Annotated in this window: 15 protein-coding genes; 14 read left to right on the top strand and 1 reads right to left on the bottom strand. The window is 70.1% G+C overall.

The window, feature by feature from the left end:
- Positions 1-6: 6 nt before the first annotated feature.
- Genes CLU95_RS18290 through CLU95_RS18245 form a run of 10 tightly spaced genes read left to right on the top strand, consistent with a single transcriptional unit; the run spans position 7 to position 7,760 of the window.
- A complete protein-coding gene (locus CLU95_RS18290; RefSeq protein WP_099797373.1) occupies positions 7-414 on the top strand; it encodes a VOC family protein in 408 nt (135 codons plus the stop codon).
- Positions 415-468: 54 nt separating this feature from the next.
- Positions 469-1,656 carry an aminotransferase-like domain-containing protein gene (locus CLU95_RS18285; protein WP_099794915.1) on the top strand — a complete coding sequence of 396 codons (1,188 nt, stop codon included), beginning with the start codon at positions 469-471 and terminating at the stop codon, positions 1,654-1,656.
- Between the two features lie 14 nt (positions 1,657-1,670).
- On the top strand, positions 1,671-2,294 hold the full coding sequence (locus CLU95_RS18280) for a DJ-1/PfpI family protein (protein ID WP_099794914.1): 624 nt from the start codon (positions 1,671-1,673) through the stop codon (positions 2,292-2,294).
- A 24-nt stretch (positions 2,295-2,318) separates the two neighbouring features.
- Positions 2,319-2,957, top strand: coding sequence for a LysE family translocator (locus tag CLU95_RS18275; protein ID WP_099794913.1), 639 nt, complete (start codon positions 2,319-2,321; stop codon positions 2,955-2,957).
- 14 nt (positions 2,958-2,971) lie between these two features.
- Positions 2,972-3,805 carry a PhzF family phenazine biosynthesis protein gene (locus CLU95_RS18270; RefSeq protein ID WP_099794912.1) on the top strand — a complete coding sequence of 278 codons (834 nt, stop codon included), beginning with the start codon at positions 2,972-2,974 and terminating at the stop codon, positions 3,803-3,805.
- A 35-nt stretch (positions 3,806-3,840) separates the two neighbouring features.
- The gene (locus CLU95_RS18265; protein ID WP_099794911.1) at positions 3,841-4,482 is read left to right on the top strand and encodes a glutathione S-transferase family protein; all 642 of its coding nucleotides are present in this window, start codon (positions 3,841-3,843) and stop codon (positions 4,480-4,482) included.
- A 5-nt stretch (positions 4,483-4,487) separates the two neighbouring features.
- On the top strand, positions 4,488-5,429 hold the full coding sequence (locus CLU95_RS18260) for a PhzF family phenazine biosynthesis protein (RefSeq protein ID WP_180288638.1): 942 nt from the start codon (positions 4,488-4,490) through the stop codon (positions 5,427-5,429).
- Between the two features lie 13 nt (positions 5,430-5,442).
- Positions 5,443-6,138: a VOC family protein gene (locus CLU95_RS18255; protein WP_099794909.1), complete on the top strand. Its 696-nt coding sequence runs from the start codon at positions 5,443-5,445 to the stop codon at positions 6,136-6,138.
- Between the two features lies 1 nt (position 6,139).
- A complete protein-coding gene (locus CLU95_RS18250; RefSeq protein WP_099794908.1) occupies positions 6,140-6,772 on the top strand; it encodes a LysE family translocator in 633 nt (210 codons plus the stop codon).
- Positions 6,773-6,788: 16 nt separating this feature from the next.
- Positions 6,789-7,760 (top strand): threonine dehydratase, encoded by a 972-nt coding sequence (locus CLU95_RS18245; RefSeq protein ID WP_099794907.1) that lies wholly within the window; start codon positions 6,789-6,791, stop codon positions 7,758-7,760.
- Between the two features lie 282 nt (positions 7,761-8,042).
- On the opposite strand, the gene CLU95_RS18240 is transcribed toward CLU95_RS18245, so the two are convergent.
- On the bottom strand, positions 8,043-8,879 hold the full coding sequence (locus CLU95_RS18240; RefSeq protein WP_099794906.1) for a creatininase family protein: 837 nt from the start codon (positions 8,877-8,879) through the stop codon (positions 8,043-8,045).
- A 337-nt stretch (positions 8,880-9,216) separates the two neighbouring features.
- Between CLU95_RS18240 and pgaA the strand changes: the two genes are divergently transcribed.
- Genes pgaA through pgaD form a run of 4 tightly spaced genes read left to right on the top strand, consistent with a single transcriptional unit; the run spans position 9,217 to position 15,638 of the window.
- Entirely contained in the window at positions 9,217-11,733 is a 2,517-nt protein-coding gene (pgaA, locus tag CLU95_RS18235; RefSeq protein ID WP_180288637.1) for a poly-beta-1,6 N-acetyl-D-glucosamine export porin PgaA, read from the top strand.
- A gap of 8 nt (positions 11,734-11,741) precedes the next feature.
- Positions 11,742-13,808 (top strand): poly-beta-1,6-N-acetyl-D-glucosamine N-deacetylase PgaB, encoded by a 2,067-nt coding sequence (pgaB, locus tag CLU95_RS18230; RefSeq protein WP_099797372.1) that lies wholly within the window; start codon positions 11,742-11,744, stop codon positions 13,806-13,808.
- Positions 13,805-15,085, top strand: a complete 1,281-nt coding sequence (pgaC, locus tag CLU95_RS18225; RefSeq protein ID WP_099794904.1) for a poly-beta-1,6-N-acetyl-D-glucosamine synthase — start codon at positions 13,805-13,807, stop codon at positions 15,083-15,085. The genes pgaB and pgaC overlap by 4 nt, the downstream gene beginning before the upstream one ends.
- Positions 15,075-15,638 (top strand): poly-beta-1,6-N-acetyl-D-glucosamine biosynthesis protein PgaD, encoded by a 564-nt coding sequence (pgaD, locus tag CLU95_RS18220; RefSeq protein ID WP_099794903.1) that lies wholly within the window; start codon positions 15,075-15,077, stop codon positions 15,636-15,638. Before pgaC ends, pgaD begins: the two co-directional genes overlap by 11 nt.
- The last annotated feature ends 52 nt before the right edge of the window (positions 15,639-15,690 follow it).

Genomic DNA, 15,690 nt, shown 5'->3' with positions numbered 1-15,690 from the left:
ATGACGCTGTTCAGCCATGTCACCGTCGGCTGCACCGACCTGTCGCGTGCCGCCGTCTTCTACGACGCGGTGCTCGCGCCGCTCGGCCTGATCCGTCGCCCCGTGACGCCCGACGGCGGCCCCGACGCCGCCTGCTGGATCGTGCCGGGCCAGACGCTGCCGCGCTTCTACGTGTACATCCCGCTGGACGGCGAACCCGCCAGCGCCGGCAACGGCAGCATGGTCGCGTTCTGCGCGCCCTCGCCGCAGGCCGTTCACGCCGCCCACGAGGCGGCCCTGCGCCGCGGTGGCCGCGACGAAGGCGCGCCCGGTCCCCGCCCCCGCTACGGGCAGGGCTATTACGGCGCCTACCTGCGCGACCCGGACGGCAACAAAATCCATGTCGTGCACCGTGGCGACATTCCGCCGCCCTGACCCCACACTCAGACTCACCTCACCTCTCATCCGCCAGAAAGAAGAAAGCCTCCCATGAACTGGAAACTCGCCGCCCGCGCCGCCAAGATGAATCCTTCGGTGCTGCGTGAAATCCTCAAGGTCACCGAGCGCCCCGGCATCATCAGCCTGGCCGGCGGCCTGCCCTCGCCAAAGACCTTCCCGATCCAGGAGTTCGCCGACGCCTGCGCCGAAGTGCTGCACAACGACGGCGCGGCCGCGCTGCAGTACGCCGCCAGCGAAGGCTACGCACCGCTGCGCCAGGCCGTGGCCGACATGCTGCCCTGGGACGTCGATGCCTCGCAGGTGCTCATCACCACCGGCTCGCAGCAGGGCCTCGACCTCGTGGCCAAGGTGCTGATCGATCCGGGCAGCAAGGTGCTGGTCGAAACGCCCACCTACCTGGGCGCGCTGCAGGCCTTCGGCCCGATGGAACCGCACCCCGTGGGCGTGGCCAGCGACGACGACGGCGTGATCGTCGACGACCTCGTGAGCAAGGCCGCCGATGCGCGCTTCGTCTACCTGCTGCCCAACTTCCAGAACCCCACCGGCCGCACCATGACCGAGGCGCGCCGCGCCGCCGTGTCGACTGCAGCCGCTGCCGCGAACCTGCCGATCGTCGAAGACAACCCCTACGGCGAGCTCTGGTTCGACGAAGCCCCGCCGCTGCCGCTGGCCGCGCGCAATCCCGAGGGCGTGATCTACCTGGGCTCGTTCTCGAAGGTGCTGGCCCCGGGCCTGCGCCTGGGCTTCCTGGTGGCGCCGAAGGCCATCTTCCCCAAGCTGCTGCAGGCCAAGCAGGCGGTCGACCTGCACACGCCGATCTTCACACAGCGCATGGTCTCGGCCGTGATGCGAGACGGTTTCCTCGACCGCCACGTGCCCACCATCCGCGCGCTGTACAAGCGCCAGCGCGACGCCATGATGGCCGCGCTCACGCGCGAGATGGCCGGCCTGGACGTGAAGTTCAACGCCCCCAAGGGCGGCATGTTCCTGTGGGCGCGCCTGCCCGAGGGCATCGACACCGTGACCCTGCTGCCCAAGGCGGTCGAGCGCAACGTGGCCTTCGTGCCCGGCGCGCCGTTCTACGCGGGCGAGGGCGATCCGCGCACGCTGCGCCTGTCCTTCGTGACAGCCAGCGTCAAAGAGATCGACACCGCCATCGCAGCGCTCGCACTCACGCTGCGCGAAGAGCTGGCGCTGCTCGCCCCCGCCCACGCCTGAACCGGCCCACGACCATGCACATCGCCATCCTCACCTTCGACGGCTTCAACGAGCTCGACTCGCTGGTCGCGCTCGGTGTGCTCAACCGCGTGAAGAAGCCGGGCTGGCGCGTGACGCTGGCCTCGCCCAGCGCCACCGTGACCTCGATGAACGGCGTCACGGTGCATGCAAGTTCGACGCTCGAATCGGCTTGCGAGGCGGGTGCAGTGATCGTCGGCAGCGGCATCCGCACGCGCGAGATCGCCGCCGACGCGGGCTTGATGGGCGTGCTGCGCGGGCTCGACCCGTCGCGCCAGCTCATCGGCGCGCAATGCTCGGGCACGCTGCTGCTCGCCAAGCTCGGCCTGCTGGGCACCGTGCCCGCGTGCACCGACCTCACGACCAAGCCCTGGGTGCAGGAGGCCGGCATCGAGGTGCTCAACCAGCCCTTCTTTGCACAGGGCAACGTGGCCACAGCGGGCGGCTGCTTCTCGGCGCCCTACCTCGCGGCGTGGCTCATCGCGCGCACCGAAGGCCTCGAAACTGCGAAGAGCGCGCTTCACTACGTCGCGCCGGTCGGCGAGAAAGAAGACTACGTGGCGCGCGCGCTGCGCAACATCGAGCCGTACCTGCAGACGCAGCAAGCGGCCACGGCCTGATCCACTGACCCACGGAACACAGACATGATCGGACTCGCAACCCTCTCGCTCTTCCTGCTCGCGGTGCTGGCGCTGTTCCTGTCGCCCGGCCCGAACATGGCCTTCGTGATGTCGCACGGCGTGGCGCACGGCCCGCGCGGCGGCTTCGCGGCGGCGGTCGGCATTTCGGCGGCCGACCTGGTCCATACGCTGTTCGCGGCCACCGGCGTCACCGCATTGGTCGCGGCGTGGCCGCCGGCCTTCGACATGCTGCGCTATGCGGGCGCGCTGTACCTGGTCTGGCTCGCGGTGCAGGCACTGCGCAGCGGCGGCGGCTTCCGCCCCGGCGCGCAGGCGCAGCCGGCCGGCTTCGGCCGCATCGTGCGCATGGCGCTGCTGAACAACCTCGTGAACCCGAAGGCACTGCTGTTCTTCATGGTCTTTTTGCCGCAGTTCGTCGATCCGTCGCACGGCAGCGTGCCGCTGCAACTGGTGCAGCTCGGCGTGGTGCTGTCGCTGGCCGCGCTCGCGTTCAACACGCTGCTGGGCGCCTGCAGCGGGCAGGTCGGCCGCTGGCTGCAGCAACGCCCGGGCGCCGAGAAGTTCCAGCGCGGCCTGCTCGCCGCCGTGATGCTGGGGCTGGCCGTGCGCCTGTTGTTCCTCGACCGACCGACACCGCGCTGAAAGCGAGTCCCCTCATGAACGTCTTGAAGATCGCAGCCTTCTCGGAGGGACAGACAGGCGGCAACCCCGCCGGCGTCGTCATCGGCGATGCGCTGCCGTCCGCCGCGCAGATGCAGGCGGTGGCCGCCGAGGTCGGTTTCTCCGAGACCGCCTTCGCGGCGCCCATCGACGGCGGCTGGCGCGTGCGCTACTTTTCGCCCCAGTCCGAAGTGCCGTTCTGCGGCCACGCGACCATCGCGCTCGGTGCCGCGCTCGCGCTGCGCCACGGCGACGGTGTGTTCGCGCTCACGCTCAACCAGGCCGAGATCACGGTCGAGGGCCGGCGTGAAGGCAACGTGATTGCCGCCGCCTTGCAATCGCCGCCCACGCACAGCGCGCCTGCAGCGCCCGCACTGGTCGCCGAGGCACTGGCCCTCTTCGGCTACGCGCCCAGCGACCTCGACGCACGCATTCCGCCCGCCGTGGCCCACGCCGGCGCGAACCATCTGGTGCTGGCCCTGCACAGCCGCCAGGCACTGTCCGCCATGCGCTACGCGCTGGAAGCCGGCCGCGCGCTGATGCAACGCGCCGAGCTGACGACCATCGTTTGGCTCCACGCAGAAAGCGCCCAGCGCTTTCACACACGCAACCCCTTTGCCTCGGGCGGCGTCTACGAAGACCCGGCCACCGGCGCCGCGACGGCCGCGCTCGCGGGCTACCTGCGCGACCTCGGGTGGCCCCACGGGGGCGCCATCGACGTGGTGCAGGGCGAAGACATGGGCATGCTGTCGCGCCTGCATGCCGACATCTCGCCCGTGGCGGGCAGCTCGGTTCGCGTGTCGGGCACGGCGCGCGTCATGGCGGCCTGAGCCCCCTCGGCCAACACACACAAGGAACCTCACCCATGCTCAACATCTGGGGCCGCATCAGCTCGATCAACGTGCGCAAGGTCGTGTGGTGCGCGCAGGAACTCGGGCTCGACTTCCAGCGCACCGAGGCCGGCGGCAAGTTCGGCGTGGTGCAGACGCCCGAATACCGCGCGCTCAACCCGAACGCCATGGTGCCCACCATCGACGACGGCGAAGGCGCCGAGCGCGTCACGCTGTGGGAGTCGAACGTCATCGTGCGCTACCTCTGCGCCAAGCACGCGCACGGCACGCTCTACCCGAGCGAGCTGCCCGCGCGCTTCGATGCCGAGCGCTGGATGGACTGGCAGCAGACCACGCTCAACCGCGCCAGCCGCGACGCCTTCGTGCAATGGGTGCGCACAGCGCCTTCGGAGCGCCAGCCCGCGCTGATTGCCGCGTCGGTGCGCGACAGCGAGGCGCTGTTCGCCATGCTCGACGCGCACCTCGCGCAGCGCCCCTACATGGCCGGCGATCGCTTCACCATGGCCGACATCCCGATCGGCTGCGAAGCGCACCGCTGGTTCGGCCTGCCCGGCGCCGAGTACCGCCATCCGGTCTGGCCGAACGTCGAGCGTTGGTACTCGGAATTGCTTTCCCGACCGGGCACGCGTGGCGTGCTCGATTTACCTCTCGAATGACCCTGATGAAATCCCGCCCCTTCAAGCAAGTCGACGTCTTCACCGCCACCGCCTACCTCGGCAACCCGCTCGCGGTGGTGCTCGACGGCCAGGACCTGGACGACGACGCCATGCAGCGCTTTGCGCAGTGGACGAACCTGTCCGAGACCACCTTCCTGGTGCCGCCGACCGACGCGACCGCCGACTACCGCGTGCGCATCTTCACGCCCGGCGGCGAACTGCCCTTTGCCGGCCACCCGACCATCGGCAGCTGCCACGCATGGCTGCAGGCCGGCGGCAAGCCCAAGGTGGCGGGCCGCGTGGTGCAGCAGTGCGGCGCTGGGCTGGTGCCGCTGCGGCGCGACGGCGAGCGCCTCGCGCGCCTGGCCTTTGCCGCGCCGCCGCTCAAGCGCAGCGCACCGAGCCCCGCGCTGCTGGCCAAGGTGGCCGGCGCGCTGGGTCTGAAGGCGCAGCAGATCGTCGCGGCGCAGATGCTCCAGAACGGCCCCGCCTGGCTCGGCCTGCTGCTCGAGAACGCCGATGCGGTGCTGCAACTGCGCCCCGACCACCGGCTGCTCAAGGAACTGGGCGTCGAGGTGGGCGTGGCCGGCGTGCCTTCGGCGCACGACTCCTCGCAGCTGATCAGCCGCTCCAACCGTGAAGCGCGCGCCTTCGGCAAGCGGTCGACAACCGTGGTCGCGCCCGACGCCGACGGCGTGACGATCGATCTCGAGGTGCGCGCCTTTGCAGCCGCCGTCGGCGTCGATGAAGACCCGGTCACCGGCAGCTTCAACGCGGGCCTGGCCGAATGGCTCATTGCCGACGGCCACATGCCCGAGCGCTACCTGGCCGCGCAAGGCCAGTGCCTGGGCCGCGCGGGCCGCGTGTACATCGAGCGCGACAGCGACGGCACGATCTGGGTCGGCGGCGATGCCGTGACCTGCGTCGATGGCCACGTCGCGCTCTGAACGAAAGCACACCATGGCCCCTGCCGAAGTCGACCACCTCGTGATCGCCGCCGCTTCGCTGGCGGAGGGCGTGGCATGGTGCGAGGCCACGTTCGGTGTCACGCCCGCGCCGGGCGGCGCGCACCCGCTCATGGGCACGCACAACCGGCTGCTGAACATCGCGAGCGACGCGTTCCCGAGGGCCTATGCCGAGATCATCGCGATCGAGCCCGGCAAGGCGCCGTCGCGGCCGAAGACGCACCGCTGGTTCGACCTCGACGACGCCGCGCTGCAGACTGCGCTCGTGCAGCGCGGCCCGCGGCTGATCCACTTCGTGGCGCGCGTGCCCGACGCGCACGCTGCCACGCAGGCGCTCGCGCGTGAAGAGCATGCGCACATCGACCGCGGCCACCTGCTCGAAGCCTCGCGCGACACGCCGGCCGGCCGGCTCGAATGGCAGATCACGGTGCGCGACGACGGCCAGCGCCTGTTCTACGGCGCGCTGCCCACGCTGATCCAGTGGGGCGCCGTGCATCCGACCGATGCCATGCCCGCCTCGGGCCTCACGCTGCGTTCGCTGCGCGTGGCGCATCCGCGCGCGCCGGCACTGTCGGCCGCGCTCTCGGCCATCGGCATGGGCCGCTTGCCGGTCGATGCCGGCCCACCCAACCTCGTCGCGGTGTTCGACACGCCGCGCGGCCCCGTCACGCTCGAATCCAAAGGACTCTGACATGCTGACCCTCACCGAAATCGCCTGGTTCGCTCTTGCCTCTTTGCTGCTGGCGCTCACGCCGGGGCCGAACATGATCTATTGCGTCTCGCGCACGCTGATCCAGGGCCGCCGCGCGGGGATGATCTCGCTGGGCGGCGTGCTGATGGCCTTCCTGGTACACCTGTTCGCCGCGGCGCTGGGGCTCACGGCGCTGCTGCTGGCGGTGCCGGTCGCGTTCGACGCGATCCGCTTTGCCGGTGCGGCCTACCTGCTGTGGCTCGCGTGGCAGGCGGTCAAGCCCGGCGGCAACGCGCCCTTCGAGGCCCGTTCGCTGCCGGCCGATCCGCCGGCCAAGCTGTTTCGCATGGGCTTTCTCACGAACCTGCTGAACCCGAAGGTGGCGATGTTCTACCTGTCGTTCTTTCCGCAGTTCATCCACCCCGAGCGCGGCTCGGTGCTGCTGCAGAGCCTGCAGCTGGGCCTGGCGCAGATGGCGAGCAGCGCACTGGTCAACACCGTGGTGATCGTCGGCGCCGCAAGCATCACCGCGGTGCTGTCGCAAAGTGCCGGTTGGCTGCGTGCGCAGCGCTACATCATGGGCAGCGTGCTGGCCGCGCTGGCCGTGCGCGTGGCGCTCACCGAACGCAAGTAAGAACGAAAGACGCCTGATGCGATTCACCCGCGAAGAGATCGACGCTGCGTTGCGCACCGTGCATGCCGCCATGCCGCCCACGCCCCAGTACACCTGGCCGCTGCTGTCGCAGCGCCTAGGCACCACCGTGTGGGCCAAGCACGAGAACCACACGCCGGTCGGCGCCTTCAAGATCCGCGGCGGCCTGACTTACTTCGAAACCCTGGCGCGCGAACACCCCGAGGTGCGCCATGTGATCAGCGCCACGCGCGGCAACCACGGCCAGTCGGTCGGCTTCGCGGCGCAGCGCCACGGGCTGGCCGCGACCATCGTGGTGCCGCACGGCAATTCGCGCGAGAAGAACGCCGCGATGCGCGCGCTCGGCGTGACGCTGGTCGAGCATGGCGACGACTTCCAGGCGGCCTCCGAACATGCGGCCGTGCTGGCCGAGCGCGACGCACTGCACCGCGTGCCCTCGTTCCATCGCGAGCTGGTGCGGGGTGTGTCGACCGCGTATGTCGAGTTCTTCAGTGCTTTGAAAGATTCACCGCCCGACGTGCTGTTCGTGCCCATCGGCCTGGGCTCCGGCTTTGCCGGCGCGGCGGCGGCGCGCGCGCATTGCGGCGTGTCGACGAAGCTCATCGGCGTGGTGTCGGCGCATGCCACCGCCTACCGCGATTCGTTCCGTGCGCGCCAGCCGATCGAATCGCCCGTCACTACATTGCTGGCCGACGGCATGGCCTGTCGCACGCCGGTGCCTGCCTCGCTGGACGTGATCCTGCAGGAAGCCGACGACGTGATCACCGTCACCGACGACGAAGTGGCGGAAGCGATGCGCGTTCTTTTCAGCGACACGCACAACGTGGCGGAAGGGGCGGGTGCGGCGGCGTTGGCGGGGGCGCTTCAGCAGCAGGAACGCTGGCGCGGCAAGACGGTGGGCATTGCGCTGAGCGGCGGCAATGTCGACGCCGACATGTTCGCCGGCGTGTTGGGGCGCAGCGCTTCCTGAGCGAGTTGCTGCTGTTCAGGGCGCGTGCACAGGCCACCGGGTACTTCCCTCCGCGAATGTCCCCCGGGCTTCGCCCTCCTCCTTGATTTCGCTGCGGGAAGCACCCAGTGTCCTGAGCCCGCTGGGCGCCGTCGTGGTACTCGCCGATCAACGACCGCACTGAACACGCTCACGTCGATGCGGTGCCTTGCGCAGCGAAATCAAGGAGGAGGGGCGCAGCCCCGGGGGACATTCGCGGAGCAAGGTACCGCGTCGGCGGGAGCGTCGCCCTGAACCACACCCTCAGGGCAGCGGCCCGGTATTCGCAGTGCTCAATGGCAGCCGCGACACCTCGGCCAGCAGCAAGGCCAACTGCTGCGCAGCCGCATCGATCACCGCCTGGCCCTTCGCCGCTGTGGCCGCCGCCGCATTGCCTGCCGCACCGTGCGCGTTGTAGTCCTCCATGGCCCAGCCGAGCTTGGCGCTCTTGCCGTTGCCGAGGATCGCGTAGTCCGCCGCGCGCTGTTGCGAGGTGGAACTGAAATCTTTTGCCTCGCCCATGCGCACGAACTCGGGCGTCAGCGCCAGCATCATCGAAGTCTCGACCTCGCCCGCATGCACGCCGAAGCGGTGCTCCTGGGCGCTGAACTGCGCGTTCGCATCGCCCAGCGGCAGGTTGAACCAGCTCACGCTGTAGACGATGAGGCCGTGCGCGGCGCGCAGTTCGCGCGCCACGATGTCCATTGCGCCCACATGGCCGCCGTGGGCGTTGAACAGCACCAGCTTCTTCACGCCGGCGCGCGCCACGCCCGCGCCGATGTCGTTCCACATCCGGATCAATGTCTCGGCCGAGAAGGTGAGCGTGCCCGCGAAACGCGCGTGCTCGGGGCTCAGGCCGATCTGCTGGGTCGGCAGGAACAGCGCCGGCAGTTCCGGCGGCAGCAGCGGCAGCGCGGCGGCCACGATGCCGTCGGCCAGCACGGTGTCCACGCCCAGCGGCAGGTGCGGGCCGTGCTGCTCGGTCGCGCCCAGCGGCAGCACCGCCACCGTGGTCGCCGCGTCGAGCGCGGCGAAGTCGCGCGTCGTCAATTGAGACCAGAAGCGGGGCAAACGGGGCGAAGAGACCGGAAGTGCGTTCATGTCGCGATCTTAGGGCGAGGGCCAGGGGCGCGTTGTGGGTAGCACTTGCATACAACTTGCCAACATCCGACGAATTGATCGCGAATCTGTTCACGATTAGTTCTCATCTTTGCCCATGTTTGGCCCTATTGTTTACAAATTGGCCTAGAGTCCCTTTTCACGAACTTTCCGCTACGGCTTGTCACGGCCCAGGAGAGTTCAAGCAAAAGGGAGTTGCGTGTCCATCCATCCACAAAAAAATGGAGGCACCGTCGTTGCCGGGCGCAAAGTCGCGCCCTTCAAGGCATTGCCTCACCATCTCGCACGTGCCGTGCGGGGTTTGCCGCCGATCGTGTGCGTGCTGATCTTCGGAAGCAGCACCGCGTACGCGGATTCCACTGTCACGCCCCCGCCTGTCGCCGCCCTTGGCGGCGCGGTGGCTTATGACGCGTCGCAGCACGACGCCCTGATCGTCGCGCGCCGCGCCGGTCGCATCACGCCGGCCCACGCCCTGCAACAGCTGCGCCAATGGCTGGCCGCCCCGCTGGCCGACGATCAACGTCGCCGCGTGGCGTCCGACGCCATCGCCATCGCGGTGGCCGAGGGCCAGTTCGCCGACGCAGTGGCCATGGCCCGCCAGGTGCCGCCCACTGAGCTGAGCGACTACGCGCTCGGCCCGCTGGCCGGCGCCGCGCGGCGCACGGGCGACGTTGCGCTGCAAGGCGACACGGTCAAGGTCTGGCGCGCGCGCCAGCCGACCGCCCGCGAGCCGCGCATCCACGAAGCCTTCTGGCGACTGGCCAGCGGCGACAAGGCGGGCGCGCAAACCATCTACCGTGCGCTGTCCCAGACCGCGCCCACAGCGGTCGCCGACCGCGTCGCGCTGCTCGACCTGCGCGCCGCGCTGGCGCGTGCCCAAGGCCAGCCCTTCCAGGCGCTGTCGGCCTACGGCGAGATCACCGCGCTGCAGCCCGACCGACGCGATGCACAGCGCGACGCCGACTTTCTGCTCGCCGAGTACGGCGGCGCCACCGCTGCCTTCGAAGACGCACAAGCCGCCGACCGCAAGCAGCCCGGCAGCATCGCGCCGCTGACACTCGCCCTGCTCGAACAGCAGGCGCTGGCGCAGCAACTGCGCTGGGCCGTGAAGGCGCGCGACCAGCGCCTGGGCGCGGCACGCGTCACCGACCTCGACAAGGTGCTGGCCGCCCAGAGCGCCGCGCTGACCCGGGTCGACGCCGCGCTCGCGCAGCCCGCCACACCAGACGCCGACACCTGGCGCACGCTGCGCACGCGGCTGCAGTCCGACCGCATGATGGCACTGCTGGAGCGTGGCCGTCCCGCCGACACGATCGCGCTGTACGACAGCCTGCGTGCCGACGGCACCCTGCTGCCGCCCTACGCACTGGGCACCGCCGCCCGCGCGCTGGCGCAGGAGCGCCGCTCGGCCGACGCCGTGCCGCTGTTCGAAAAGGCAGTCGTTGATCTGCCGATGCCCGACCCCCTGCATTTCGGCCTGGTCTATGCGTACCTGGATACGGGTCGCTTCGACGACGCCGAAGCACTGCTCAAACGCATCGAAGACGCCACGCCCGTGCTGATGCGGCTGGCACCCGAAGCCGGTCGTCCCAACGACCAGTTCTCCGAAGTGAGCGGCCTGAGCGCATTGCTGCAGCTCTACGGCGACCGGCCCAAGGTGGCGCAACCGCGCTTCGACACGCTCACCTACGAAGCCCCACTCAACGCGAGCTACGCCTACGGCGCCGCGCTCACCGAGCGGCTGCGCGAGCACCCCGAAGCGGCCGTGGCGCGCTTCGAGGCGCTGAGCGCCGACCACCCCGACGACCTGAGCGTGCGCACCGGCCATGTCGAAGCGCTGCTCGACGCCGACGAATTCCGCGCCGCGTGGCTGCGCGCCGAAGCCGTCGAGGCCGACGCGCCCGACGCCGCCGAAGTGCGCGAGATGGCACGCAAGCGGCGCTCGCTGGTCGGCCCGCAACTCGAGATCGACGCCGAAGGTTCGCGCGGCGGCGGCACGCTCGCCAGCCGCGAATGGCGCGTCGACAGCCGGCTCAGCTCCGGCCTCATCGACGACGCGTGGCGCGTGTTCTACGCGCAGACGCTGGGCCGCGGCTACACCTCCGAAGGCAACGCCAAGTGGGCCCGCAGCGGCCTCGGCGCCAGCTGGCAGCAGGGCCGCTGGCTGGCCGAAGGCGTGCTGCAGCATTCGAACAGCGGCCGCTACCGCAACAGCGTGGCTGGCCGCGTGGACTACCGCGCCGGCGATGCCTGGCAGCTGTCGGCCACCTACGACGGCGACAGCAAGGAGCTGCCGTGGAAAGCCCGCGCCGTGCCCTTCGGCGCGCAGGCCATCGGCGCGCGCGAGTTCGGCGCCAGCGTGGCCCACATCGTCAACGAGTCGCGCCGCTTCGACCTGCAATGGCGCCGGCTCGACTTCAGCGACGGCAACCTGCGCGACGGCCTCGACCTCGGCTGGCGCGAACGCTGGGTCAGCACGCCGCGTTTCCAGCTCGAGACACGGCTGGGCGTCGATGCCAGCCGCAGCCGCCTGCAGGACGTGCGCTACTTCAGCCCCTCGCGCGACGCCAGCGCGCAGCTGTCGGTGCGCGGCCAGTGGCTCACCTGGAAAAGCGACGACCGCCAGTTCTTCCAGGTGCTGGAACTCGGCGGCGGCAGCTACCACCAGGCAGGCTTCGGCAGCGGCCCGCTGTGGAACCTGCGCTACGAGCACCGCTGGGCCCTCGGCCAGAAGCTCACGCTGCGCTATGGCCTGACCTACGGCAGCCACCCTTACGACGGCGTGCGCGAAAAACAGCGTGGCGTGTTCCTGAACCTTTCGATGCCCCTGCAGTGATGTCCGTGATGCAAGCCCCCACCTTCTTCCGCCGGCTGCGCGCAGCCCTGCTCGGGCTGCTGCTGGCGGCCTCGCTGCCTGTGCTCGCAGCCCCGGTGCTGCCCGCCGACCCCGACAACGGTGTCGACTTCCGCGTGATCTCGTTCCATGACGTGCGCCCCAACGTGCGCGCCAGCTTCGAGACCTCGCCCGACGAAACCGCCATCGACGAGCGCACGCTCGCCGAAGTGTTCGCCTGGCTGCAGCACAGCGGCTACCACCCGGTCAGCCTGCAGCAGATCCTCGATGCGCGCAAAGGCGGCAAGCCGCTGCCGGCGCAGCCCGTGCTGCTGACCTTCGACGACGGCTACCGCAGCGCCTACACCCACGTGTTCCCGCTGCTCAAGCGCTTCAACTACCCGGCGCTGTTCGCGCTGGTGACGAGCTGGCTCGAAGTGCCCGAAGGCCAGCCCGTGCACTGGGGCGACAAGCCCGCGCCGCGCGAGAACTTCCTGCTGTGGCGCGAAGCCGCCGAGATGGCGCGCTCGCCGCTGGTCGAGTTCGCGAGCCACACCGACGCGATGCACACCGGCATCCAGGCCAACCCGCAAGGCAACATGCTGCCCGCCGCGGCCACGCACCGCTACGACCCGGCCACCGGCCGCTACGAAGACGACGCCGCCTACCTGCGCCGCATCGAGGCCGACCTGCGCCGCAGCCGCGAACTCATCGAGCAACGCACCGGCGCCAAGGTGCGCGCCACCGTGTGGCCCTACGGCGCCTACAACACGCCCGCGCTGGAAGCCTCGGCGCGCGTGGGCATGCCGATCACCTTCACGCTCGACGACGGCGCGAACACGAAGGAGATTCCGCTCAGCCGCATCCGCCGCGCCCTGGCCGCCTACGACAACGAAGCGCCCGACTACGTGCAGATGCTGCGCAGCCCGGTGGGCGGCGAGGTGCGGCCGATCAACCGCGTGATGCACGTCGACCTCGACTACGTGTACGACCCCGACCCGGCCCAGCAGGAGCGCAACCTCTCGGCGCTGATCGAGCGTGTCGCCGCCGTGCGCCCGCGCTCGGTGTTCCTGCAGGCCTACGCCGACCCCGACGGCGACGGCGTGGCCGACGCGCTGTACTTTCCCAACCGCCACCTGCCGATGCGCGCCGACCTGTTCGCCCGCGCCGCCTGGCAGCTGCGCAGCCGCACCGGCGTGAAGGTCTACGCGTGGATGCCCGTCACCGCCTACCGGCTGCCGGCGTCGAACCCGCTCGCCACGCACACGGTGCGCACGCTGAAGGGCGACACGCCGGCCGACCGCTACCACCGGCTCTCGCCCTTCGACCCCGCCGTGCGCACGCTGGTCGGCGACCTGTACGAAGACCTGGGCCGCCACACCTTCTTCGAGGGCCTGCTGTTCCACGACGACGCCATGCTCTCGGACGACGAGGACGCCAGCCCCGCCGCGCTCGACACCTACCGCCGCTGGGGCCTGCCGGCCGACGTGGCCGCGCTGCGCGCCGACCCCGCGCTCATGGCGCGCTGGACCACCGCCAAGACCCGCCACCTGATCGAGTTCACGCAGGAGCTGGCAGCGCGCGTCGGCACCTGGCGCCCGGGCCTGGAGACGGCGCGCAACCTCTACGCGCGGCCGGTGCTCGAACCTGCTGCCGAACAGTGGTTCGCGCAGAACTACGAGGCCTCGCTCGCCGCCTACGACTACGTCGGCCTCATGGCCATGCCGCGCATGGAGCAGGAAGCCCGCACCGCCGCTGACAGCGACGCCTGGCTCGGCCGCCTCGCCCAGCGCGCGGCCGCTACGCCGCGCGGCCTCGACGGCACCGTGTTCGAGCTGCAAGCGCGCGACTGGCGCACCGGCAAGCCCGTGCCCGACGCCGAACTCACGCGCCAGTGGACGCTGCTACAGCGCGCCGGCGTGCGCCACCTGGGCTACTACCCCGACGACTTTCTGAACAACCAGCCCTCGCTGGAGACCGTGCGCCGCGCGATCTCGGTGCGCTCGCTGCTGTCGCGCGCACCCCGGCGCAACCACGACGCCGCCACGCTGCCGCCTGAAGGAGGGAAGCCCCGATGAACACGCTCCAGATGCTGGTGGACCTGATTCCGCCGGTGCTCTTCGGCTTCGTCTTCTACTACCCGTTCTTCATGGCGTGGGTGTGGATCGCGGGCGGCCTCTCGCACGCGTGGTCGTTCGAACGCAAGCGCGATGTCGAGGTCGACCCGCTGCCGCTGCTGCCCTCGCAGCCGCTCGTGACCGTGGTCGTGCCCTGCTTCAACGAAGCGCCGCACCTGCGCGAAGTGATCGAGCAGCTCATGCGCACGCACTACCCGAACTACGAGGTGATCGCCGTCAACGACGGCAGCACCGACGGCACCGGCGAGCTGCTCGACCAGATGACGCTCGAGTTCAGCCGCCTGCGCGTGGTCCACAACGCCAGCAACCAGGGCAAGGCCGTGGGCCTGAACACCGCCTGCCAGCTGGCGCGCGGCGAGTACATCCTGGGCATCGACGGCGACGCGCTGGTCGACCCGAACGCCATCGCGTGGATGCTCAAGCGCATGCTGGCCTCGGAGCGCATCGGCGCGGTCACCGGCAACCCGCGCATCCGCACGCGCACCACACTGCTGGGGCGCATGCAGGTGGGCGAGTTCTCGTCGATCATCGGCCTCATCAAGCGCTCGCAGCAGCTCATCGGCACGCTGTTCACGGTGTCGGGCGTGCTCGCCATGTTCCGCCGCCGCGCCGTGCTCGAGGTGGGCTTCTGGAGCCCCGACGTGCTCACCGAGGACATCGACATGAGCTGGAAGCTCCAGCTCGCCGGCTGGCGCCTGCGCTTCGAACCGCGCGCGCTGTGCTGGATCCTCATGCCCGAGACGCTGCGCGGCCTGTGGAAGCAGCGCCTGCGCTGGGCCATCGGCGGCATCCAGACCATGCTGCGCATCACGCCGTCCATCCTGCGCCTGCGCAGCTGGCGCCTGTGGCTCATCTACAGCGAGTACATGGTGAGCGTGGTGTGGGCCTATGCGATGGCGCTGGTGCTGGTGATCAGCTTCATCCGTCCCTTCCTGCCGCATGAGTCGGCCTGGCATTCCGCGCTGCTGCCGCACTGGCAGGGCACGCTGCTGGCCATGACCTGCATCCTGCAGATGCTGCTGAGCCTGTGGATCGACCGTCGCTACGACCGCGACCTCATGCGCTATTTCGCTGGAACGATCTGGTACCCGATCGCGTTCTGGACGATCACGATGGCCACCACGGTGGTCGCCCTTCCCAAAGCCCTGATACGCCGTCGCGGCAAGCGCGCGGTGTGGACGAGCCCTGACCGAGGAGTTTCTTCCGATGCATCCTGAACACCCGATTTCTTCGCCGACGGTCCACGAAGCCCCGCCGCCCCGCACCCGCTCGTGGGGCCAACCCGCGATGGACGAACCCATCATCGACGCCGCGCGCATCCCGCTGCACGCCTTCGGCAACGGCCGCTCGCCGGCACGCACCCTGGCCATGTTCCTGTGGCTGCGCGCGTTGCGCCCGGCGATCACCGTCGCGATCTGGTTCTGCGCCCTCTGGTACGCATGGCCCTACGTGATGGGTGCGCGTTCCCAGCCCGAAGTGCTGCAGCTGCTGGGCCTGTACGCCATCGTCATCGGCGTGATCCTCGCCTCGATGCTGGTCATGGGCCCGCTGCGCCGCCGCCAGCACCGGCGCGAAACGCCGCCGGAAAAAGAGCAGTCGTCGCTGTTCGCGCTGGCGTCGTACATCGAGGTCGCGCCCGCGCGCCTGTCGACCTGGCAGCGCACGCGCCAGCTGCTGGCGCACCACGACACCCACGGCCAGCTGCGCGACGCCACCGACACCGCGCCGGCCGCGCTGGAAGAAGCGGTGCCGTCGAAGCGCAAGGCCTGAGGCAGGGCCAGACCCCGCGGCCTTTCGGCCGCATCGCTGCAGGAATTTCGGG

Origin of the sequence: Variovorax sp. 54 (assembly GCF_002754375.1) — a bacterium.
Taxonomy (GTDB): Bacteria; Pseudomonadota; Gammaproteobacteria; order Burkholderiales; family Burkholderiaceae_C; genus Variovorax.
Note: the sequence above shows the minus strand (reverse complement) of the source record. Positions and strands in the feature narration are given on the sequence as shown.